General features: G+C 43.2%; 15 protein-coding genes, 1 tRNA gene and 2 pseudogenes. 14 read left to right on the top strand and 4 right to left on the bottom strand.

The window, feature by feature from the left end; all coding sequences use genetic code 11:
* Positions 1-172: 172 nt before the first annotated feature.
* Positions 173-1,183, bottom strand: coding sequence for a YitT family protein (locus H8744_RS02880; RefSeq protein WP_262433412.1), 1,011 nt, complete (start codon positions 1,181-1,183; stop codon positions 173-175).
* A 185-nt stretch (positions 1,184-1,368) separates the two neighbouring features.
* Here H8744_RS02880 and H8744_RS02875 point away from each other — a divergent pair, with 185 nt between their 5' ends.
* From H8744_RS02875 to H8744_RS02845, 8 genes are all read left to right on the top strand, one after another.
* On the top strand, positions 1,369-2,715 hold the full coding sequence (locus tag H8744_RS02875; protein WP_262433411.1) for a sigma-54-dependent transcriptional regulator: 1,347 nt from the start codon (positions 1,369-1,371) through the stop codon (positions 2,713-2,715).
* 716 nt (positions 2,716-3,431) lie between these two features.
* Positions 3,432-3,512: a potassium-transporting ATPase subunit F gene (locus tag H8744_RS18995; protein WP_369411047.1), complete on the top strand. Its 81-nt coding sequence runs from the start codon at positions 3,432-3,434 to the stop codon at positions 3,510-3,512.
* A 54-nt stretch (positions 3,513-3,566) separates the two neighbouring features.
* The gene (gene kdpA / locus H8744_RS02870; protein WP_262433410.1) at positions 3,567-5,273 is read left to right on the top strand and encodes a potassium-transporting ATPase subunit KdpA; all 1,707 of its coding nucleotides are present in this window, start codon (positions 3,567-3,569) and stop codon (positions 5,271-5,273) included.
* Between the two features lie 25 nt (positions 5,274-5,298).
* Positions 5,299-7,347, top strand: a complete 2,049-nt coding sequence (gene kdpB, locus H8744_RS02865) for a potassium-transporting ATPase subunit KdpB (protein WP_262433409.1) — start codon at positions 5,299-5,301, stop codon at positions 7,345-7,347.
* Positions 7,348-7,359: 12 nt separating this feature from the next.
* A complete protein-coding gene (locus tag H8744_RS02860) occupies positions 7,360-7,941 on the top strand; it encodes a K(+)-transporting ATPase subunit C (RefSeq protein WP_262433408.1) in 582 nt (193 codons plus the stop codon).
* Between the two features lie 5 nt (positions 7,942-7,946).
* The gene (locus tag H8744_RS02855; protein ID WP_262433407.1) at positions 7,947-8,714 is read left to right on the top strand and encodes a TorF family putative porin; all 768 of its coding nucleotides are present in this window, start codon (positions 7,947-7,949) and stop codon (positions 8,712-8,714) included.
* Positions 8,714-9,835 carry a sensor protein KdpD gene (locus H8744_RS02850; protein ID WP_262433406.1) on the top strand — a complete coding sequence of 374 codons (1,122 nt, stop codon included), beginning with the start codon at positions 8,714-8,716 and terminating at the stop codon, positions 9,833-9,835. Before H8744_RS02855 ends, H8744_RS02850 begins: the two co-directional genes overlap by 1 nt.
* Before the next feature lie 19 nt (positions 9,836-9,854).
* Entirely contained in the window at positions 9,855-11,294 is a 1,440-nt protein-coding gene (locus H8744_RS02845) for a sensor histidine kinase (RefSeq protein WP_262433405.1), read from the top strand.
* A gap of 376 nt (positions 11,295-11,670) precedes the next feature.
* Here the strand turns inward: H8744_RS02845 and H8744_RS02840 are convergent.
* Positions 11,671-11,744: transfer RNA gene (locus H8744_RS02840), tRNA-Met, on the bottom strand.
* Positions 11,745-11,964: 220 nt separating this feature from the next.
* Between H8744_RS02840 and H8744_RS02835 the strand changes: the two genes are divergently transcribed.
* The 4 genes from H8744_RS02835 (at position 11,965) to H8744_RS02820 (ending at position 16,835) form a co-directional block, all read left to right on the top strand.
* Positions 11,965-12,351, top strand: a complete 387-nt coding sequence (locus tag H8744_RS02835) for an START-like domain-containing protein (protein ID WP_262433404.1) — start codon at positions 11,965-11,967, stop codon at positions 12,349-12,351.
* Between the two features lie 79 nt (positions 12,352-12,430).
* Positions 12,431-14,332 carry an LptF/LptG family permease gene (locus H8744_RS02830; protein ID WP_262433403.1) on the top strand — a complete coding sequence of 634 codons (1,902 nt, stop codon included), beginning with the start codon at positions 12,431-12,433 and terminating at the stop codon, positions 14,330-14,332.
* A gap of 12 nt (positions 14,333-14,344) precedes the next feature.
* Positions 14,345-15,559: a bifunctional 3,4-dihydroxy-2-butanone-4-phosphate synthase/GTP cyclohydrolase II gene (locus H8744_RS02825; protein ID WP_262433402.1), complete on the top strand. Its 1,215-nt coding sequence runs from the start codon at positions 14,345-14,347 to the stop codon at positions 15,557-15,559.
* Between the two features lie 82 nt (positions 15,560-15,641).
* Positions 15,642-16,835 carry a pyridoxal phosphate-dependent aminotransferase gene (locus tag H8744_RS02820; RefSeq protein ID WP_262433401.1) on the top strand — a complete coding sequence of 398 codons (1,194 nt, stop codon included), beginning with the start codon at positions 15,642-15,644 and terminating at the stop codon, positions 16,833-16,835.
* A 44-nt stretch (positions 16,836-16,879) separates the two neighbouring features.
* Here H8744_RS02820 and H8744_RS19105 read toward each other — a convergent pair.
* Positions 16,880-18,352: pseudogene (locus tag H8744_RS19105) on the bottom strand (helix-turn-helix domain-containing protein); the annotation flags it as partial.
* Positions 18,353-19,645: 1,293 nt separating this feature from the next.
* A pseudogene (locus H8744_RS19100) lies at positions 19,646-19,717 on the bottom strand (two-component regulator propeller domain-containing protein); the annotation flags it as partial.
* A gap of 347 nt (positions 19,718-20,064) precedes the next feature.
* Here H8744_RS19100 and H8744_RS02810 point away from each other — a divergent pair.
* Both H8744_RS02810 and H8744_RS02805 read left to right on the top strand, forming a co-directional pair.
* Positions 20,065-21,447, top strand: a complete 1,383-nt coding sequence (locus tag H8744_RS02810; protein ID WP_262433399.1) for an alpha-L-fucosidase — start codon at positions 20,065-20,067, stop codon at positions 21,445-21,447.
* 39 nt (positions 21,448-21,486) lie between these two features.
* On the top strand, positions 21,487-23,040 hold the full coding sequence (locus H8744_RS02805) for a sulfatase (RefSeq protein ID WP_262433398.1): 1,554 nt from the start codon (positions 21,487-21,489) through the stop codon (positions 23,038-23,040).
* The last annotated feature ends 22 nt before the right edge of the window (positions 23,041-23,062 follow it).

Raw genomic sequence — 23,062 nt, 5'->3', positions numbered from 1 at the left:
CAACGTACTCTCATAATACAAAGAGGATATATTCGGGTAGGGATATATCCTCTTTGTACAATAAGATTCAATTCTTTAAAGAGCATTTTTGAGTTGTCTTCGAGATACGAATTTCAAAAGATAAGGTTTTCAGAAGGTACAATATCCGGTGATAAGTTCCGTATGTTTCCAATTATTCGGGCTGCAACTCACTGGCAGAAGGAAGTACTCTCCACCTTTCGCCGAAGGTAGCGTATGCGTCGATGACTACGACAAAAGCACGCGGATCGACTTCTTTGATTTTCTGCTTTACACCGGCCACCTCTTTGCGGCTGACAACAAGGAAAAGCATTTCTTTATCGGCACCCGTATATAGCCCGCTGCTTTTGATGCAAGTAGCGGTACGATCCAGATCTTTGAGAATATAATGGTGAAGCTCCTCCATCTTATTCTCACTAATGACAAAGAATAATTTATCATCTTTTGCCCCGTTTATTACGTAAGCGATAACCCGTGAGATAACGAAAATGGCAATAAGCGAATAGAATGACAGATACCATGTGGGTTGGCTGATATCATCCGCACTTCCCACACCGAATCCGATCACTACCAGTCCGAAGCTGACTACGGTGGCATCTACCAGTAAGATAGCGTTCGAAAAACGAATATGGAAATACTTCTGCAAGATCATACCGATAATATCGCTTCCTCCCGTAGTTGCCTGATTGCGTACAACGATACCGCTGCCGAGGCCGATCAGCGTGGCTCCGATAATACAAGTCAGCATCAGATGGTCGGTCATATTCATGCTGCCTCCCAATAGTTGTGCCGGGTCGAGTTGTTCGAGTGCTTCCTGTGAAGGGTAGACCCACTTGGACAGGGCATTCATGATGAGTGGAGTGATTAATGCCGCCACAATGGTACGTGAGCCAAGTTTGGCTCCGAGTAATACTACGGAAAGAATCAGCAACGGTACATCGAACATATAGCCGAACGTTCCCACCTGAATGGAAGGAAAAAGGTTGTGAAGCACGATACTTGCACCGTATACTCCTCCCGGTACTATATTATAAGGATTGATAAAGAAAACAAAACCGGCAGCAAGAATTGTACTGCCTAAAAGTATTCCTCCCCATGAGGCCCACCAGTCTAACCGGGTGGCAGGTTTGCAAAACTGCCTTAATGTGTGTAGTGCTTTTCCCATATATTTGTTATAGGTTTGATATTTATGCAGCAAATATACAAATTATAGCATTCTATCCTCACTAATTCTCTACTTTTTTCAAGTAAATTGCTGTTAGGCGATTCTACTACCTTGCCAAAGGTTTTGGCAGTCCCGTGAAAAGCACTATATTTGCGCACCCTGTTTTTTACCGTTCTTATTGAATCATGAGTAAGATTCTTATTATCGATGACGAAGTCCAGATTCGTAAGCTTCTGGCACGGATGATGGAACTGGAAGGTTACGAAGTATGCCAGGCCGGTGATTGTAAATCGGCCATGAAGCAACTTGAACTTCAAGCTCCTGATGTAGTGCTGTGTGATGTTTTTCTTCCTGATGGAAATGGTGTCGATCTTGTGCTTTCGTTGAAGAAAGCATCTCCTCATGCGGAAGTCATTCTGTTGACTGCGCACGGCAATATTCCCGATGGGGTGCAAGCCATTAAGAACGGGGCGTTCGATTACATAACCAAAGGAGATGATAATAACAAGATCATCCCGCTTATCAGCCGTGCCGTGGAGAAGGCGCGGATGAATGTACGTCTGGAGAAACTGGAAAAGAAGGTGGGGCAGATGTATTCTTTCGATTCTATACTGGGCGAATCGAAAGCATTGCAGGAGGCTGTCCTGTTGGCTAAGAAAGTCTCTGTAACCGATGTACCGGTTTTGCTGACGGGAGAAACGGGAACCGGGAAGGAAGTCTTTGCTCAAGCCATACACTACAATAGCAAGCGGAGCAAACAGAGTTTTGTGGCGGTGAACTGCTCTTCATTCAGCAAAGAGTTGCTGGAAAGCGAGATGTTCGGTCATAAAGCCGGATCGTTTACAGGTGCTTTGAAGGATAAGAAAGGACTTTTCGAGGAAGCGGACAACGGTACCATATTCTTGGACGAGATCGGAGAGATGGCTTTTGAACTGCAAGCCAAGCTGCTTCGTATACTTGAAACGGGAGAATACATAAAGATTGGAGATACGAAACCCACGAGGGTGAATGTACGTGTCATTGCCGCTACCAACAGAAATCTGCCGGAGGAGATTGCTGCCGGACGTTTCCGGGAAGATTTATTCTACAGACTTTCCGTCTTTCAGGTGCTGTTGCCCCCTCTTCGTGAACGTACGGGAGATATTAAAATACTTGCAGAAGCATTTGTGCGCAGTTTCTCCGAAAAGCTTTCCCGTCCGCAACGAGAAATGTCTGCAGGATTTCTTGCCGCACTTAATCAACAAGTCTGGAAGGGGAATATCCGTGAACTGCGTAATGTGATCGAACGTAGCCTGATCGTTTGTGACGGAGAATGCCTCGATGTATCCGATCTGCCGTTGGAGATACAAAACTCCCATTACGAACATTCCGATGAGGCGGCTCCCGGAAGTTTTGAACTTTCCACAATGGAGCGTAGGCACATTGTCCGGGTATTGGAATTCACTAAAGGCAACAAGACGGAAGCAGCGCGATTGCTGAAAATCGGGTTGACCACATTGTATCGTAAAATAGAGGAGTATAAATTATCATAGAAAGAAAAGACCATAATACATTATCTCTTTCCAAACAGCGTGTCTCCAATGGTGTGCAATTGATTGGGGCTGGAGTAGATACTATGACCTTTCTTATCATTCAGCCGGACTCTGTGTATCGCTCACTATAACCTTGCGCATCGTTGGGTCGTACCCTTTCATGTCAAACATGGGGGTGTTTGACTGCGAGACATGTACATGTTTCACTGTTAGACATGCCCATGTTTAACAGTGAAACATGGGCATGTCTAACAAGCTATGTTCCGGACAAACTTAAGCTGCCCCACCGGGAAAGGATTACTTGCTCTACGGGAGACTGTCTTCTCATGCAGTACCTTCTTATGTTCCATCATGGTTCTATAATTATCTCAGTCCGACGTTCCTGCAACTTTGTTTTGTTCAAATTTCCCCGGTATCCTTTTCAAAATAGTATGTACCCTACCAAAATGAAAGGATACGGCATGTGTCTTTTTTCCCTTCCTTCTTTTTAATCTTTTGAATAATAATAGATTAACCCTTTCCTTCTTCTTTTGGCATATATTTGGCACAAAGAGATTCAGGTAAAAACAATTAGTAACATTTTAAAACAAGGTAAAAACATGGGAATTACAGTATCATTTATTGTCTGCCTTTTAAGCGGCTTCGCCTGCTTCTGGCTATTTTGGAAATGTGTAGATTGGTTTGAGAAGATTTAGAAAGGAAAGGAGATTTGAATTATGTACACTGTACTATTTACAACAGGGATTGTGATCTTCGGCTATTTGATGTATGTACTCGTCAAACCCGAAAAGTTTTAATTCAACAGATAATGGTTTTAGGACGGTTATCTGTCGGCTAATAAATAAAAGCAGATGAATACGGAAATTTTAGGTGTGGTTTTGCAGATTCTCCTGATGGTGGTGCTTGCCTTTCCATTGGGAAAATACATAGCCAAAGTTTATAAAGGAGAGAAGACGTGGTCGGACTTCATGGCCCCCGTAGAGAGAGTGATTTTTAAAGTGAGCGGTATCCGGCCGAAGGAAGAGATGAACTGGAAACAGTTCTTGAAAGCATTGCTGATTTTAAATGCTTTCTGGTTTTTCTGGGGAATGGTATTATTGGTCAGTCAGGGGTGGTTGCCGTTGAATCCGGATGGGAATGGAGCGCAGACACCCGATCAGGCTTTTAATACCTGTATTAGTTTCATGGTAAACTGTAACTTGCAGCATTACAGCGGGGAAAGCGGGTTGACTTATTTCACCCAGTTATTTGTCATCATGCTTTTCCAGTTTATTACCGCTGCCACGGGAATGGCTGCAATGGCAGGTATGATGAAGGCAATGGCAGCCAAGACGACAAGGACGATTGGTAACTTCTGGAACTTCCTGGTACTGAGTTGTACTCGTATCCTGTTGCCTCTCTCTCTGATTGTCGGTTTTATTCTTATTTTGCAGGGCACTCCGATGGGATTTGATGGTAAAATGAAACTGACCACTCTTGAAGGTCAGGAACAGTTGGTATCGCAAGGTCCTACGGCAGCCATCGTACCTATCAAGCAGTTGGGTACGAATGGTGGCGGTTACTTTGGTGTCAACTCCGCGCATCCCTTGGAAAACCCGACCTTTCTGACAAATATGGTGGAATGTTGGTCTATCCTGATCATTCCGATGGCAATGGTACTGGCATTCGGTTTTTATATCAAGCGGAAAAAGCTGGCTTATAGTATTTTCGGAGTCATGCTGGCTGCCTATTTGGTTGGGGTAGTAATCAATGTCAGTCAGGAAATGGGAGGTAATCCCCGCATTGACGAAATGGGAATAAACCAAAGCGGTGGAGCGATGGAGGGTAAGGAGGTACGTATCGGTGCAGGCTCATCAGCACTCTGGAGCATTACGACCACGGTTACATCCAACGGGTCGGTAAATAGTATGCACGATTCTACCATGCCGCTTAGTGGTATGATGGAGATGCTGAACATGCAGATCAATACCTGGTTCGGTGGTGTCGGTGTGGGATGGATGAACTACTATACATTTATTATTATAGCCGTGTTCATCAGCGGGCTGATGGTAGGACGTACACCTGAGTTCCTGGGTAAAAAAGTGGAAGCCCGGGAAATGAAGATCGCCACGATTGTGGCACTGCTCCATCCTTTTGTCATTCTGGTCGGTACGGCACTCTCGAGTTATCTGTATGCCCATCATCCGGAATTCGTTGCAAGTGAAGGTGGGTGGTTGAACAACCCCGGTTTCCATGGATTGAGCGAACAGCTTTATGAATTCACTTCTTCGGCGGCCAACAACGGTTCCGGTTTTGAAGGGCTGGGCGATAATACGTATTTCTGGAATTACTCCTGCGGCATTGTCTTGATCCTGAGCCGCTTCATCCCGATTATCGGTCAGGTGGCGATAGCTGGGTTGTTGGCTCAGAAGAAATATGTCCCCGAAAGTGCCGGGACGTTGAAAACCGATACAGCTACATTCGGAGCTATGACATTTGCGGTGATCTTTATCGTAGCTGCCTTGTCATTTTTCCCCGTACATGCATTGAGTACGATTGCTGAACATTTTAGTCTATAAGTAGTATCAGGATAGGAGAAAGAGTATGAAAAATAATAAATCAGCTTCTTTGTTTCAAAAGGAGCAAATAATGGAAAGCATGAAACAGTCGTTCGTAAAGTTAAATCCGCGGACGATGGTGATGAATCCGATTATGTTTACCGTAGAGATCGTAACCCTCATTATGCTGGTGGTCACCCTCCTTTCAATAGGGACGGAGCAATACGGTTCGTTTGGGTATAACCTGTTGGTGTTTGTGATTTTATTCCTCACGTTGCTTTTTGCCAATTTTGCAGAAGCGATAGCCGAGGCACGGGGGAAAGCACAGGCGGACAGTCTGCGTAGGACACGTGAAGAGACTCCTGCGAAGTTGGTGGCAGGTGCAGAACTCCAAACGGTAAGCAGTTCAAAGCTGAAAAAAGGAGATGTCTTTGTTTGTGAGGCTGGCGATACGATCCCGGCAGATGGAGAAATAATAGAGGGACTGGCTTCTATTGATGAAAGTGCCATCACGGGGGAGTCCGCACCCGTCATTCGTGAAGCAGGAGGTGACAAAAGCTCTGTGACGGGCGGTACGAAAGTGCTTTCGGACACTATCAAGGTATTGGTCACCCAACAGCCGGGAGAGAGTTTTCTGGATAAGATGATCGCCCTTGTGGAAGGGGCGAGCCGCAAGAAAACCCCGAATGAGATTGCATTGACCATTTTGCTGGCAGGATTTACTTTGGTGTTTGTCATTGTTTGTATCACGTTGATTCCGTTTGCCGACTATACGAACATCGATCATCCGGGAACTGCAATTCCGATTGCAGCTATCATTTCACTTTTCGTCTGTCTCATTCCGACAACGATAGGTGGTTTGCTCTCCGCCATCGGTATAGCCGGTATGGATCGTGCCTTGCGGGCTAATGTGATTACCAAATCAGGGAAAGCTGTCGAGACGGCCGGGGATATCGACACGCTGTTGTTGGATAAAACCGGCACCATTACGATAGGCAATCGTAAAGCTACCAAGTTTCATGTAGCTCCGGGGATGGACGAGCGCAAGTTTGTGGAAACTTGTCTGATGGCATCTTTATCGGATGAAACACCGGAAGGCAAATCGATAGTCGAACTGGGGCGTGACTCCGGATTTCGTATGAGAAACCTCAATACCACCGGGGCAAAGATGATTAAGTTTACCGCTGAAACGAAGTGTTCCGGTGTCGATCTTGCCGATGGCACACAAATCCGCAAAGGTGCTTTTGATGCCATTCGACAGATGACAGAAAAGGCTGGAAATGTATTTCCCCGTGAAGTGGAACAGGTGATTGAAGCGATTTCGGGCAACGGTGGTACACCGTTGGTAGTCTGTGTAGACCGGAAGGTGATGGGGGTTATCGAATTGCAGGATATCATCAAACCGGGTATTCAGGAACGTTTTGAACGACTTCGTAAGATGGGGGTAAAGACAGTAATGGTGACTGGTGACAATCCTTTGACTGCAAGATACATTGCCGGGAAAGCCGGAGTGGATGATTATATCGCTGAGGCAAAGCCCGAAGATAAGATGGAATACATAAAAAAGGAACAGGAAGCCGGGAAGTTAGTAGCCATGATGGGTGATGGCACGAATGACGCTCCTGCTCTGGCTCAGGCCAATGTAGGTGTGGCAATGAATAGCGGTACACAAGCTGCCAAGGAAGCCGGCAATATGGTAGACCTTGACAATGACCCGACAAAACTGATCGAGATCGTGGAGATCGGCAAGCAGTTGCTTATGACACGCGGCACGTTGACTACCTTTTCTATTGCCAATGACGTAGCCAAGTATTTTGCCATCGTGCCGGCACTTTTCATGGTAGCTATTCCCGAGTTGGCAGCCCTGAACATCATGAAGCTGCATAGTCCGGAAAGTGCTATCCTCTCAGCGATCATTTTCAATGCTGTCATTATCCCTGTTCTGATCCCGTTGGCATTGCGGGGGGTACAATATAAACCCATAGGTGCCAGTGCTTTGTTACGCCGCAATCTGCTGATATACGGCTTGGGTGGCGTGATCGTTCCTTTTGTAGGAATTAAGTTGATAGATATGATAGTAAGTTTATTCTTTTAAAACAGATTAGTAATGAAGACTTTATTGAAATCGATTAAAATAACGCTTGTTTTTTGCGTATTCTTTTCACTGTTTTATGTCCTTGTCCTTTGGCTGTTTGCGCAGGTAGCCGGACCTAACAGGGGCAATGCCGAAGTGGTTCTGTTGGATGGGCAAGTGGTAGGAGCCGCCAATGTAGGGCAAAGATTTACGAAAGATATTTATTTCTGGGGACGACCTTCCTGTGCCGGTGACGGTTACGATGCTACCGGCTCTTCCGGAAGTAATAAAGGAGTTACAAATCCTGAGTATCTGGCCGAAGTAGAAGCACGTATCGACACTTTCCTAGTGCATCATCCCTACCTGAACCGTAAAGATGTGCCCGCAGAAATGGTGACTGCCAGTGCTTCGGGCTTAGACCCGGATATCACACCTGCCTCTGCCTATGTACAGGTGAAACGGGTGGCACAAGCGCGCGGTATGCGGGAGGAAGTGGTGAAAGAGATTGTTGATAAATCCGTAGAGAAACCCTTGTTGGGACTGTTTGGAACTGAGAAGGTGAATGTATTGGAGTTGAATATCGCTTTGGAAGAAGCAGGGAAATACAATAAATGATGAAAATGACTGATAGAAAAACGATTTTACGTTCTTTGGCTGCCGCTGCTTTATGTTTTATAGGGGTAGCCGGCACAAATGCACAGGAATTTGCGATACAGGGAGATATAGTCAGTTCTTATATCTGGCGGGGGATGTATCAGACCGGGGTGAGTATTCAGCCGACATTAGGTTTCAGCATCAAAGGTTTTTCGCTTACGGCTTGGGGATCGACCGACTTTGACGGTTGCCGGTCATCCGAAGGAATGGCAAGCAAAGAGATCGACTTGACTGCGGCATATACATTCGGTGACTCCGGACTTACTCTTTCCGTTGCCGATCTTTGGTGGGCGGGACAAGGAGCAGGTAAGTATTTCAACTTCAAGAGTCATGCGACTGCCCATCATTTTGAAGCCGGGCTGGCATATACGTTACCTGTTGAAAAGTTTCCACTTTCGGTTGCCTGGTACACGATGTTTGCCGGTCAGGACAAGACAGTCAATGATCGGGGAGAAGAAAAACAGAACTACTCCTCTTATGTGGAATTTAATTATCCGTTCAATGTAAGATCGGTGGCTTTGAATCTTACCTGTGGCGTGGTTCCCTATAAAGCTCCTCAATATTATTGCAAGGGTTTCGCTGTCACCAATGTTGCCTTAAAGGGAACAGCGGAGTTACGATTAAGCGACAGGTTTGCCCTCCCTGTTTTTGCACAGGCCGTCTGGAATCCGCGTCTGGAAGATGCGCATTTAGTATTTGGAATTACTTTGAAACCATCATTTATATTCGACTGATGAACAGAGAGGAGAGCGTGCAGCATTTTCTGGATTTGATTAAGAAGTCGCGTCGGGGAAAGTTTAAGGTCTACATCGGTATGATTGCCGGTGTCGGAAAGACCTATCGTATGCTTCAGGAGGCACACGACCTGCTTGATAATGGAGTAGGGGTGCAAATCGGCTATGTGGAGACACATGGCCGTGCCGGTACGGAAGCATTGTTGGACGGGCTGCCTGTGATTCCCCGGTGCAAGGTTTTCTATAAAGGAAAGGAACTGGAAGAGATGGATCTCGAGGCAATTATCCGCATTCGTCCTGAAATAGTGATTGTGGATGAACTGGCACACACCAATGTGGAGGGGAGTTTGAACGAGAAGCGTTGGCAGGATGTGATGACTCTGCTTGAGGAGGGAATTAATGTAATCTCAGCCATCAATATACAGCATATCGAAAGTGTGAATGAGGAAGTGCAGGACATATGCGGCATCGAAGTGAAGGAACGGGTTCCCGACAGTGTACTTCAGGAGGCTGACGAAGTGGTGAATATCGATTTGACTGCCGAAGAACTGATTACTCGGTTGAAAGCAGGGAAGATTTATCGTCAGGAAAAGATAGCGGTGGCACTCAATAATTTCTTTAAGACCGAGAATATTCTCCAGTTGCGTGAACTGGCTCTGAAAGAAGTGGCTTTGCGTGTCGAGAAAAAGGTGGAAAATGAGGTGGTGACAGGTGTAGGCATCCGTCATGAGAAGTTCATGGCTTGCATTAGCAGTCATGAAAAGACACCTCGGCGCATTATTCGGAAAGCTGCCCGTCTTGCCACACGATACAACACGACCTTTATCGCCCTGTATGTGCAGACTCCCCGGGAAAGTATGGATCGCATTGACCTTGCCAGCCAACGGCATCTGCTGAATCATTTCAAGCTTGTGGCCGAACTGGGAGGCGAGGTATTACAAATACAATCCCGGGATGTCTTTGGCAGCATTGTGTGTGCTTGCCGGGAAAGGCAGATTACTACCGTTTGTATGGGGAGCCCGTGCTTACGTTTGCCACAGGCTCTTTTTACCGTCATGCATTATAAAAAGTTTTTAGAGAATCTGGCACAAGCGAACGTAGATTTGATTATACTTGCATAATATTTAAGATTAGAGCTTTATGAATATAAAAACTAAATTGCTTCTTGGCATCGGGATGTTAGCCGGAATGATTATTCTATTGGTTACACTTTCGGTCGTTAATCTCCAGATTCTTACAGCTACCGAACCGGATAGTCCGGCTGCTATGCCCGGCTTGGAACGCGCACTTTTATGGATTTCCATTACGGGTGGGATTTGTGTCCTTACGGGTCTGGTATTACTTTTCTGGTTGCCCCGCTCCATCAGTCGCCCCATTAAGGAATTGAAAGAAGGTATCCTCGAGATAGCTGGTCATAATTATGAGAAGCGGCTGGATATGAAGAACAGTCAGGAGTTCCGTGAGGTGGCAGATAGTTTCAACCGCATGGCGGAACGCCTGACGGAATATCGTGCCAGCACGTTGGCGGATATCCTGGCGGCAAAGAAATTTCTTGAAGCGATCGTCAACAGCATCAATGAGCCGATCATCGGACTTAATATGGAACGAGAGATACTTTTTATCAATAAAGAAGCACTCAATGTCCTTAATTTGAAACGGGAAAACGTCATTCGGAAATCCGCTGAAGAGCTTTCGTTGAAGAATGATTTATTGCGACGTCTGATCCGTGAATTGGTCACTCCCGGAGATAAAAAAGAACCCTTGAAGATATACGCTGATAATAAAGAGAGTTATTTTAAAGCATCGTACATTCCTATTACGAATGCAGAGGCAACCGGAGATGAACCACGGAAACTGGGAGACGTAATCTTGTTGAAAAATATAACAGAATTCAAAGAACTCGATTCGGCCAAGACGACCTTTATATCCACGATCTCCCACGAACTGAAAACCCCTATTTCGGCAATAATGATGAGTCTTCAGCTTCTTGAAGACAAACGGGTAGGCGATTTGAATGAAGAGCAGGAACAGCTCTCCAAAAGTATTCGGGAGAGTAGTCAGCGATTGTTGGAGATTACTGGCGAGTTGTTGGATATGACTCAGGTAGAAGCAGGCAAATTGCAGATGATCCCGAAGATAACGAAACCAGTCGAATTGATTGAATATGCCATTAAAGCTAATCAGGTGCAAGCTGATAAATTTAATATTCAGATTGAAGTGGAATATCCGGAAGAAAAAGTGAGTAAACTATTCGTTGACAGTGAGAAAATAGCTTGGGTATTGACCAATCTTTTGAGCAATGCCATACGTTATTCCAAAGAAAATGGTCGTGTTATCATTGGTGCTTCCCAGGAAGGTGAATATATTGAACTTTATGTACAGGATTTCGGTAAAGGAATAGATCCTCGGTATCATCAAAGTATCTTTGACCGCTATTTCCGTGTGCCGGGAACCAAGGTTCAGGGTAGTGGTTTGGGACTTTCCATTTCGAAGGATTTTGTTGAGGCACATGGCGGCACTCTGACTGTGCAGAGTGAATTGGGCAAAGGAAGTCGGTTCATTATAAAATTGAAAGCATAGGAATTTTCCAACATTTCATTTTATAAAAGTACGTATTTAAGCCATTGTTAAGATGTATATTAACAGTGTATAAAGTATGTATACCTATACTGTGAAAGTACGTATTTTTACAACCAGTAAAGTGAATCAACTGAAAGTATATATGTACATACTATTATGAGATTATGAGAAATTTTGTTAGAAAAGGATTGTTGATAACTGTGTAGTACTTTAATTTGTTTAGTAGAAAAAATACTTATATATCATGATGACAGTAAATTAACCTGTTAATAACTTTGTTAACAACCTTGTTAGTAAATGGAAGAGTAAAGGAGGTTAGCAAAAGAAAAAGGCACCCAAGAGTGGAAGCCTCCCAAATGCCTTATTCTTTATCAAGTAGCGCGACCCAGGATTGAACTGGGGACCTCATGATTATGAATCATGCGCTCTAACCAGCTGAGCTATCGCGCCATCATTTCTCGATTGCGGGTGCAAAGATAGATACTTTTTTTAAAACTCCAAAACAATTGAAGAAAAAAACTGTTTTTCTTTTATTCTTTCGGGATGAAATGAGGGAAACTCCCCCTCTCAGAACCGCAAGAAGGAAGAGAAATGAAAGAAAGTACTTAATTTATGCCATGTAATTAGAAAAAAGTACCTATCTTGGCACACACAAAAAGTTAATTGAATCATGAAAAGAGAGAAAATTCGTTTAGAATATCTATTGAATGCGACCTCAAAAAATATACTTTGGTCCGCTATAAGCACCCCGACCGGTCTGGAGGACTGGTTCGCTGATAGAGTGGTGTCGAATGATAAGATCGTTGAATTCCATTGGGGAAAAACAGAACGCAGGGATGCCGAGATAATAGCCATTCGTGCTTATTCTTTTATCCGGTTCCGTTGGTTGGACGATGAAAACGAACGGGATTATTTTGAAATTAAAATGAATTTCAATGAACTGACAAATGTCTTTGTATTGGAAATAACGGATTTTGCCGAACCGGACGAGGTGGAGGATATGAAGGAATTATGGGAATCTCAAGTTGTTAAGTTAAGAAGAACTTGTGGTTTTTAGTTAACTTTCATAAGAAAACTTTCCTCACTTCTTTTTTTGTGCTAATTTTGCATCTTAATCGCATGAAACGGATTATAAGATGCTTCGCATAAAAAGATTAGATATATTTATAGTAAAGAGTTTTTTGTTGCTCTTTATTGGAACATTCTTCATTTGTCTCTTCATCTTTATGATGCAGTTTCTGTGGAGATATGTGGACGAATTGGTAGGAAAGGGGTTGGAAATGAGTGTGATGGCTCAGTTCTTCTTTTATTCCGCTTTGACTTTGGTACCGGTCTCTTTGCCGTTGGCTGTATTACTGGCATCATTAATTACTTTTGGTAATTTCGGAGAACGATATGAATTGCTCGCCATGAAAGCGGCGGGCATTTCTTTATTAAAGATCATGCGTCCTCTCATTATACTCGTCTGTTTCATTTGTGTTGTTTCGTTTTATTTTCAGAATGTAATCGGTCCGATTGCTCAAGGTAAGTTGGGTACTCTGCTAATCTCCATGAAACAGAAATCACCAGAACTCGATATTCCGGAGGGAGTTTTTTATTCTGAAATCCCCGACTATAATCTTAAAGTAGGAAAGAAAGACCGTAAGACCGGCATGTTATATGATGTGCTGATTTATAATTTCAAGGATGGGGCGGAAAATGCACACATTATTTATGCCGATTCCGGTAAAATGGAAATGACCGCCGACAAGCAGCATTTGTACCTTCATTTATATAGTGGGGAGTTGTTTGAGAATTTGAAAAGTCAGAATGTAAAATCCCAAAACGTACCCTACCGGCGAGAATCTTTTCGTGAGAAACATACCATTATAGAGTTTGACTCTGATTTTAATATGGCGGATGCGAGTATCATGAGCAATCAGGCAACGACCAAAAGTATGGGAACTCTTAAAGCATCGATCGATTCCATGACACATTATGGTGACAGTATCGGCAGGCAATATTTTAAAGAGGCCATGGGGGGGGCTTACAGCCAACCTTCAGGTCTGTCGAAGAATGATACCCTTCGGATTGCGGAGGCAAATATAGCATCTTATAATGTAGACAGTCTTTTTGAAGCGGCTACTTTGATGCAAAAACAGAAAATAATATCTTCAGCCGTAAGTCGTACGGGGAGTTTGCAAGGTGATTATAGTTTCAAAACTTATACGCTTGAAACCAACGATTATCAGATACGCAGACATCGTATCGAATGGCATAAGAAGATTACGATATCACTTTCATGTTTGCTTTTCTTCTTTATTGGTGCGCCTTTAGGGGGGATTATCCGTAAAGGAGGTCTGGGAATGCCGGTAATCGTGTCCGTACTGGTGTTTATCATTTATTACGTCATTGACAATAGTGGTTACAAGATGGCTCGCGATGGGAAGTGGATTATTTGGATGGGGGTATGGTTAAGTTCGTCCATTTTGGCTCCTTTAGGCTTTTTTCTGACGTATAAGTCCAATAATGATTCTGTCGTACTGAATGCCGATGCATATATTTCATGGTTTAAACGGATTGTCGGAATCCGCAGTGTACGCCATTTGGCGAGAAAAGAGGTTATTATTCATGATCCCGATTACTCACGGATCTCGGATGAACTGAATGCATTGACCGCACGGTGCCGGGCCTATGTGAATACCCACCCGTTACGAAAGATCCCCAATTATTTTAAACTCTGGATGAGTGTTGGCGAGGACAATGAGATGAAAGCTATTAATGAACAACTTGAAAGCTTGGTAGAAGAAATGTCTAATTCTAAATCAGTCACCATGCTGACTGCTTTAAATAATTATCCCATCATAGCAGTAACGGCTCATGTACGACCGTTCCATATATATTGGCTCAATTTGTTGGCGGGAGTGATTGTTCCAGTGGGATTGTTCTTTTATTTTCGTATTTGGGCTTTCCGGATTCGACTGAGCAAAGACATGGAACGGATCATTAAGAACAACGCGGAAATACAGGACATTATTAAAACAAATAATAATTTATAAATAGATAAAGATATGGAAAGAATCAGATTGGATCGAATCGAAGATGCGATTGCCGATTTTAAAGAAGGTAAGTTTGTTATTGTAGTAGATGATGAAGACCGTGAAAATGAAGGGGATCTGATTATTGCTGCTGAAAAGATAACTCCCGAGAAAGTTAATTTCATGTTGAAACATGCACGTGGTGTATTATGTGCGCCGGTCACAGTTTCACGTTGTAAAGAACTGGACTTGCCTCATCAGGTGAGTGACAATACATCGGTATTGGGCACACCGTTCACCGTGACAATCGATAAGCTGGAAGGTTGTACTACCGGTGTTTCCGCTTCCGACCGCGCTGCGACTATTCTTGCATTGGCCGATCCTGCTTCTACGCCTGCTACTTTTGGTCGCCCGGGACATATCAATCCTCTCTATGCACAGGAAAAAGGAGTACTTCGCCGTGCCGGGCATACGGAAGCCACCATTGATATGGCACGTCTTGCCGGACTTTATCCTGCGGGAGCATTAATGGAAATTATGAGTGAAGACGGCACGATGGCTCGTTTGCCCGAACTTCGTAAAATGGCAGATGAACACAATCTGAAACTAATTTCCATCAATGACCTGATTGCCTATAGACTAAAGCAAGAGTCAATTGTAGAAAAGGGAGTGGAAGTAAATATGCCTACTGTGTGCGGTGATTTCCGTCTGATTCCTTTCCGCCAGAAATCGAACGGCCTGGAACATATGGCTCTATTCAAAGGTACTTGGGATGAGAATGAACCGGTACTGGTTCGTGTACATTCTTCTTGTGCAACAGGAGATATTTTGGGATCTAAGCGTTGTGATTGCGGTGAACAACTTCGCAAATCGATGGAGATGATCGAAAAAGAGGGAAAAGGAGTGATTGTTTATCTTAACCAGGAGGGACGAGGTATCGGCTTGATGGAAAAGATGAAGGCTTATAAATTGCAGGAAGATGGCATGGATACTGTAGATGCTAACATATGTCTGGGACATTTGGCTGACGAACGGGATTATGGTGTAGGTGCGCAAATCTTGCGTGAATTGGGCATACATAAAATGCGTTTGATGACTAATAACCCTGTTAAACGTGTCGGTCTGGAAGCTTATGGGTTAGAAATTGTAGAAAATGTCGGCATTGAAACAGTGCCTAATCCTTACAACGAACGCTATCTGAAAACCAAGAAGGAACGAATGGGGCATACGCTGCATTTTAACAAGTAAAAAGCCGATTTGCTTTCATATGTCGGATTTTATAGCTTATTTTGCAGCGAATTTCATTCAACAACCATAAAATAGATACAAAATGAATCAGTTATCAGACCGTTTGAACAGCTTGTCGCCTTCGGCAACGTTAGCCATGTCGCAGAAAAGTAACGAACTTAAAGCGCAAGGCGTCGATGTAATTAATTTAAGTGTCGGAGAACCCGACTTTAATACACCCGATCACATCAAAGAAGCTGCGAAGAAGGCAATAGACGACAACTTCTCACGTTACTCACCGGTTCCGGGCTATCCAGCGTTGCGCAATGCGATCGTAGAGAAACTGAAGAAAGAGAATGGTCTGGAATATACAGCCGCTCAGATTTCGTGTGCCAACGGTGCCAAACAGTCGGTTTGTAATGCGGTACTTGTCTTGGTTAATCCAGGAGATGAAGTGATCGTACCTGCTCCTTATTGGGTAAGTTACCCGGAAATGGTAAAGCTGGCTGAGGGGACTCCGGTAATTATTCCTGCCGGTATCGAACAGGATTTTAAAATTACTCCTGCACAGTTGGAAGCTGCTATTACACCGAAAACGAAAGCACTGATTCTCTGTTCACCCTCTAATCCTACCGGTTCGGTTTATACTCATGAAGAACTTGCCGGACTTGTAGCCGTATTGGCTAAACATCCGCAGGTAGTTGTGATTGCTGATGAGATTTACGAGCATATCAATTATATTGGTAAGCATCAGAGCATAGCGCAGTTCCCCGAGATGAAAGAACGCACGGTTATTGTAAACGGGGTTTCAAAAGCTTATGCAATGACAGGCTGGAGAATCGGCTTTATTGCCGGACCGGAATGGCTTGTAAAAGCTTGTAATAAACTTCAGGGACAGTACACTTCCGGACCTTGTTCGGTATCTCAGAAAGCTGCCGAAGCTGCCTATACGGGTTCACAAGCACCGGTTGAAGAGATGCGCAAGGCTTTCGAGCGTCGTCGTGATCTGATTGTGAAATTGGCGAAAGAAGTACCGGGCTTTGAAGTAAATGTGCCTCAGGGTGCTTTCTATCTGTTCCCGAAATGTGATTCTTTCTTCGGTAAATCGGATGGTGAACGTAGAATTACTAATTCGGATGATTTGGCTATGTATCTGTTGGAAGTAGCCCACGTAGCTTGTGTCGGTGGTACTTCTTTCGGTGCTCCTGAATGCATCCGCATGAGTTATGCAACCAGTGATGAAAATATTGTTGAGGCTATTCACCGTATCAAGGAGGCATTGGCGAAGCTAAAATAAGGAATAATATTTTCCCAAAAAGATAACGGACTATCTCTATGTATTTAAAGAAGGTAGTCCGTTTTTGCATTCTGTTTCTTTTCAGCATATTTGGAAGGGGGAATCCCGAACTGCTCTGTAAAGTGTTTTCTGAGGGTACGTGCATCGCTATAACCCACCATTGCGGAAATCTCTTGGATAGAATACCGGTTTTCCATAAGTAGGGCAGCTGCTTTATTGATGCGTACACTTTGGATAAGGTCGATCACCGTTAGTTCACCACATTGTTTCATGCGTCTGTATAAGGTAGGCTGACTCATGTTCAACTCTTTTGCCAGTGCTTTTACATTGAAGTTCTCATCTGGAATATTCGTTTCGATTACATGAATGACTTGTTGCATGAACGGATTGTTTTTTTCTTCATCCGCGGTTTCTTCTTTAGTCATCAATGTGGCGTTATAGATATGTTTCAGCCGTTCGTGTTGTTCGTTAACAGTGAGCAGTTCCTGTTTTATCCGCATTTCCTCTTCTTTACGCTTTTTGCGTTTTAGAAGCAATCGAAATCCGTATGCCGATAATCCTATTAGGCCTAATAAAAAGGATAGTCGAAAAAGAGGTGTATGACTCCAATGTGGGAGTATTTTTATTTTCAGTGAAGTCGCCTTGCCGCTATGTCCGTCGGGGAATATACTTTTCACTTCAAATAGATAGTCTCCTTCGGGCAGATTGCTATAAGTTGCTTTGGCATCTTCCTCTGCAACCAGCCACTCTTCTTGAACAGGCAGGAGGTGGTACGTGTATTTTTGTAGTTCCGGGATGTATGATAAATTATTGAAAGTGAGAGTAAATTCCCTGTTAGTATAGTTTAGTACCAGTGAATCGGTATAGGTAATGCTCCTTTTCAGGATGATTTGTCCGTGAATCTGTTTGTTTATAGGAACTGTTCTATTTTCGACTTCCATTCCGGTAATTAGCACCTGTTCATTTGTAGTCGATCGACTAAGGTTGTCAGGCTCAAAATAAGTCAGGCTTCGGTTATTCCCCCACAACAAAAGGTTTTTGTATGATAGGACGGAACGGTTACTTCCGGTAAAATAATAATTGTAGAACAGGTGCTGATTACGGTTATAAAGAGAAATCCCTGAGTTACTTCCGAGCCATATCCTGCCTTTTTCATCTTCGGTGATCGCACCTATATAATTATTGGGCAGACCGTTGTATGTTGTATAAAAGTTTGAAATCCGGTCGGAGTCAGGAGTTAAAACTGCAAAGCCGTCCATATATCCTATATAAAGATTGCCATCGGACGATGCTGCCAAAGAACGTACGGATTGAGGGGCGATTTTTGCATCCGCTTCATAACCGTTGCGGACAGAAGATATATTTCCATCAGGAGAGAGTATTACCCGGCAAATCCCCGCATTGCTGGTTCCCAACCAGATATCTCCGTTAGCCATACCGGTAATAGCTCGTATTAGCAGCCCTTTTGTTATTTCGTTCTTCAAAGACTCTTCTATATGCAAACGCCTGAATTTACCTGTTTGGAGCGTATAGAGAAACAGGCCTTTTTCTGTTCCTACCCACATTCGCTGCATAGAATCAATGAATAAAGTCCAAACAGGAGAATTCAGGTTGTTTTCTCCGTCTTCGATCGTATGAATTTGGAATTTCCGGGTGTCAGGATGATAAGAGGTTATGGTTCCGTCATGATTACCGAACCATAGCGTTCCGTTGGTTTCTTTGACCGTACAAAGCACCGTTTTCTTTGAACGTACATCATCCGGACCTGTCGGATGGAAATCCGGTACAGAGTAATCATTGAAAGGTGTTATACTTTTCATGATGCCTTGATGGTAGGTTGCCAACCAAATGTATTGTTCGTTATCGATTGTGATACCACAGATTTCATTATGTCTTTTCTGATAGAATTGTCGATACGGTTGTGTTTGCAAATCCATATGTATCACACCTCCTCCGTTAGTACCTAACCAAAGTTGATGGTGCCGATCGTAATAAGCCGATAACATCCGGGTCTCTATGTTTCGGTAGGTGTGAGAAAGAGTTTTATATATATTGGTTTTGCATATCCTGTGGGTGTCTTTATCACAAGTCAGTAGGGTATATCCACTCCAAGTTGCAGCTATATATTGTGTTTCATTGATAGGGGTTATTTGATATACATCGGTATGTGACAATTGTTGTTTTTCCGGATTGTCTTGGTAGGTGATGTGTTCAATTTCCCGGTTTGGAAAATGAATGCGGTATATGCCTTTGGCGATTGTTGTGACCCATAAGGAATATTTGTCCGTATATACGGAAGTAATCTCTAAAAAAGAAAGATCATCTGTCAGATTGATAATTTCATCCGTTTCAAGAGAGTGGAGGGGAATCAGAATCAAGCGTCCACGGTTCGTTATCAGTCCTGCTTTTTTCAGACTGCCGATGTAACAGAAGTCAGCCAATGCTTCTTGATCATTATTTAGGAAGAATTCTTTTTGTCTGAGGACACTTAATTGGATTTCTGTTACTTCATTTTCCCGATTTTTTATTTCCTGATATTGGTATAAGATCATTCTTTTGCCCGTTATCCCCCATATTTGGGAAGAAGAGTCCGTTAATAGATGAGAAATTTGTACGGCAGAGTGGTCAGATGTATGGCTTATGGGTATAAAACATTCCCTTTTACGGTCGAAACATTGAAGTTTTCCATCTGATAGGATTGCCAGATAAGAATCTGAGATTTCTTTAATCTCCGAGATTCGCATATGGGAAGAACTATTACTAAAGTTTCTGATTGTCTTTCCATCGTATCGGTTCAACCCGTTGTCGGTACCGAACCACATGAAATTATCAGCATCTTTATATATGCAAGTTACTGTGTTGTCCGATAATCCATTTTGCATAGTCAATAGTGTCATGTCATAATCAGGAAAAGCATAACTATTGATCAATGGTAACAGTATGGTCCAAAAGAATAGTCGGATTCGGTTCATCACAGTATTGTTTTGAATACAAATAAACGAAATAAATAAGTAAAAGGCAAGTATAACTCTAAAATAACGGGTTTTGAATTAAATATGTATATCGATTGAGAGGAATATGTATGTTGTAAAAGCATCTAATTCTCTACTTTTGTCCCAGTTTCAAAAGAATAAGAAAGAAATCCTAATCGTTTAAACTAGTGAAGATTGATGATCCGTTTACCTATTGTTTTTGATAGCATATAAACCTGATAAATTAATTATAAAACATGAAAAAGTACTTTTCTGCGCTTGTGTTACTGAATCTCGTCATAGTATTTCTTCAGGCACAAGAAATTACTATTCCGAAGCCTCATCAACTGAAATGGCATGAAGCTGAGATGGGTGCTGTGTTCCATTATGATTTACATGTGTTCGACGGCATACGGTATGGGCAAGGCAACAACAGGATTAATCCTATGGAAGATTATAATATCTTTAATCCCACAGAGCTGAATACCGATCAATGGGTACTGGCGGCTAAGGCTGCCGGATGCAGGTTTGCCATACTTACTGCTACTCATGAGACCGGATTTGGCTTGTGGCAGAGCGATGTCAATCCGTATTGCCTGAAAGCTGTAAAATGGCGTGATGGAAAAGGGGATATAGTACGTGACTTTGTGAACTCTTGCAGGAAATATGGCATCCAACCAGGAATTTATATAGGTATTCGTTGGAATTCTCTATTAGGTATTCATAATTTTAAAGCAGAAGGTGAAGGCGATTTTGCACAAAACAGACAAGCTTGGTACAAGAGACTTTGTGAGAAGATGGTGACAGAATTGTGTACCCGTTATGGTGATTTATTTATGATCTGGTTTGACGGTGGTGCCGATGATCCGCGTGGGGAAGGACCTGACGTAGAGCCTATCGTGAACCGTTATCAACCAAATTGTTTGTTTTATCATAATGTGGACCGTGCCGATATTCGTTGGGGAGGTTCAGAAACGGGAACGGTAGAATACCCGTGTTGGTCTACCTTTCCTACACTCTCTTCGCATAATAAAAGCCTAGAATCCAGTGAGAAACAACTGTTTTTGTTAAAGCATGGTGATAAGGATGGAAAATACTGGGTTCCCGCTATGGCGGATACTCCTCTTCGCGGAGCGAACGGCAGACATGAATGGTTTTGGGAACCGGATGACGAAAACAATGTCTATCCTTTGGATGAATTGATGGATAAATATGAGAAATCGGTTGGGCGAAACGCGACTCTTGTATTAGGACTAACTCCTGACACGACAGGATTGATTCCTACAGGTGACGTTCAGAGATTAAAGGAGATGGGAGATGAAATTAATCACCGTTTTTCCACTCCCATTGCAACTGTCAACGGAAATAAAAAGGTTCTCAATCTCCGTTTAGGGAAAAGACAGCCGGTAAACTATTGTATTATTCAAGAAAACATCTGTTATGGAGAGCGCATCCGTAAATATAAAATAGAAGCAAAGGTCGATGGAAAGTGGCGGCAAGTGTGCAGCGGTGAATCGGTCGGGCACAAGCGAATCGCTAAGTTTGCACCAGTGCAGGCTACCGAACTGCGGCTAACTTTGACAGAAGTAGCTGCAACACCGGATATCATAATCTTCAGCGCATATTTTGTTTCACAATAAACAGCAATTGAAATAATTCTTTTTACACTATAATATACCATGAATAAGCAAATCCTTTTTAGTGTTACTTTGGCATCACTAACCATCGCAAATGGCAATGCGCAAAAGCAGAATTCTTTAGAACGGGTAAGCAGGCAGCCTAATATTATCCTTTTTCTTGTGGACGATATGGGATGGCAAGATACTTCCTTACCTTTTTGGACGCAGGAAACTCATTATAATGAGGTTTATGAAACTCCCAATATGGAGCGTTTGGCAAAGAAAGGAATGATGTTTACGCAAGCATATGCCTGTAACATCAGCTCCGCTACCCGATGCAGTCTGATTACAGGTGCCAATGCTTGCCGCCATCGGGTGACCAATTGGACATTGGAAAGAGATAAGGCTACGGATCGTAGCAGTGAGACCATACAAGTACCTGACTGGAATTATAATGGTGTGAGCCAAGTACCGGGTACTCCTAATACATTTGTCGGCACTTCTTTTGTCGAACTATTGAAACAGAACGGATACCACACCATTCACTGCGGCAAAGCTCATTTCGGATCTATAGATACTCCCGGTGAGAATCCTACTCATTGGGGTTTTGAAGTCAATATAGCCGGACACGCAGCCGGAGGGTTGGCGACTTATCTCAGTGAAAAGAACTATGGGCATTCAAGAGATGGCAAACCTTATTCATTAATGGCTATTCCCGGTTTGGAGAATTATTGGGGAACCGGTGTGTTTGCTACGGAAGCTTTGACGCAGGAAGCCATCAAAGCATTGGATAGGGCAAAGAAATACAACCAACCCTTCTATTTATATATGGCGCATTATGCCATCCATGTACCGGTTGATAAAGACATGCGCTTTTATCCAAAATATGTCAGAAAGGGATTGAGTGACAAAGAAGCAGCTTATGCTTCCTTGATCGAAGGCATGGACAAGAGTTTGGGCGACTTGATGGACTGGGTGGAGAAGAATGGTGAAGCCGATAATACAGTCATTCTTTTTATGAGTGATAATGGGGGATTGGCAGCAGAACCTGCATGGCGTGATGGCACGCCACATACGCAAAACTATCCTTTGAACAGTGGAAAGGGCTCTTTGTATGAAGGCGGAATTCGTGAACCGATGATTGTCAGTTGGCCCGGTGTCGTTGCCGCTGATACCCGTTGTGATAAATATCTCATGATTGAGGATTTTTATCCTACCATACTCGAGATAGCCGGAATCAAAAACTATAAAACGGTGAGTCCGGTAGATGGGATAAGTTTTATGCCGTTACTGAAAGGTATGGGAGATCCATCCAAAGGCCGTACTTTGGTCTGGAACTTTCCTAATATCTGGGGAAATGACGGACCTGGTATAAATTTGGATTGTGCGATCCGTCAAGACGATTGGAAACTGGTTTACTATTATGAAACGGGAAAGAAAGAGCTGTTTAATATCCCTGATGATATCGGTGAGAAAAATAACGTTGCTGACCAGAATCCGGAGATTGTAACACACCTTTCAAAACAATTAGGCAATTATTTGCGTGCAACAGGCGCACAGCGTCCGAGTTTCAAATTGACTAATAAACCCTGTCCGTGGCCGGATGAAATATAAGGTTCGGAACAATCCATAATAA

Source organism: Jilunia laotingensis (assembly GCF_014385165.1).
Lineage (GTDB): Bacteria > Bacteroidota > Bacteroidia > Bacteroidales > Bacteroidaceae > Bacteroides > Bacteroides laotingensis.
This window is presented reverse-complemented; position numbering and strand designations above follow the sequence as displayed.

Bases quoted from the DNA above. Each gene is read 5' to 3' on its own strand.
- H8744_RS02860 (WP_262433408.1), top strand. From the start codon at position 7,360: ATGAAGACTTTATTGAAATCGATTAAAATAACGCTTGTTTTTTGCGTA.
- H8744_RS02820 (WP_262433401.1), top strand. From the start codon at position 15,642: ATGAATCAGTTATCAGACCGTTTGAACAGCTTGTCGCCTTCGGCAACG.
- H8744_RS18995 (WP_369411047.1), top strand. From the start codon at position 3,432: ATGTACACTGTACTATTTACAACAGGGATTGTGATCTTCGGCTATTTG.
- H8744_RS02830 (WP_262433403.1), top strand. From the start codon at position 12,431: ATGCTTCGCATAAAAAGATTAGATATATTTATAGTAAAGAGTTTTTTG.
- H8744_RS02880 (WP_262433412.1), bottom strand. From the start codon at position 1,183: ATGGGAAAAGCACTACACACATTAAGGCAGTTTTGCAAACCTGCCACC.
- H8744_RS02810 (WP_262433399.1), top strand. From the start codon at position 20,065: ATGAAAAAGTACTTTTCTGCGCTTGTGTTACTGAATCTCGTCATAGTA.
- H8744_RS02805 (WP_262433398.1), top strand. From the start codon at position 21,487: ATGAATAAGCAAATCCTTTTTAGTGTTACTTTGGCATCACTAACCATC.
- H8744_RS02825 (WP_262433402.1), top strand. From the start codon at position 14,345: ATGGAAAGAATCAGATTGGATCGAATCGAAGATGCGATTGCCGATTTT.
- H8744_RS02835 (WP_262433404.1), top strand. From the start codon at position 11,965: ATGAAAAGAGAGAAAATTCGTTTAGAATATCTATTGAATGCGACCTCA.
- H8744_RS02855 (WP_262433407.1), top strand. From the start codon at position 7,947: ATGACTGATAGAAAAACGATTTTACGTTCTTTGGCTGCCGCTGCTTTA.
- H8744_RS02845 (WP_262433405.1), top strand. From the start codon at position 9,855: ATGAATATAAAAACTAAATTGCTTCTTGGCATCGGGATGTTAGCCGGA.
- H8744_RS02850 (WP_262433406.1), top strand. From the start codon at position 8,714: ATGAACAGAGAGGAGAGCGTGCAGCATTTTCTGGATTTGATTAAGAAG.
- kdpB (WP_262433409.1), top strand. From the start codon at position 5,299: ATGAAAAATAATAAATCAGCTTCTTTGTTTCAAAAGGAGCAAATAATG.
- H8744_RS02875 (WP_262433411.1), top strand. From the start codon at position 1,369: ATGAGTAAGATTCTTATTATCGATGACGAAGTCCAGATTCGTAAGCTT.
- kdpA (WP_262433410.1), top strand. From the start codon at position 3,567: ATGAATACGGAAATTTTAGGTGTGGTTTTGCAGATTCTCCTGATGGTG.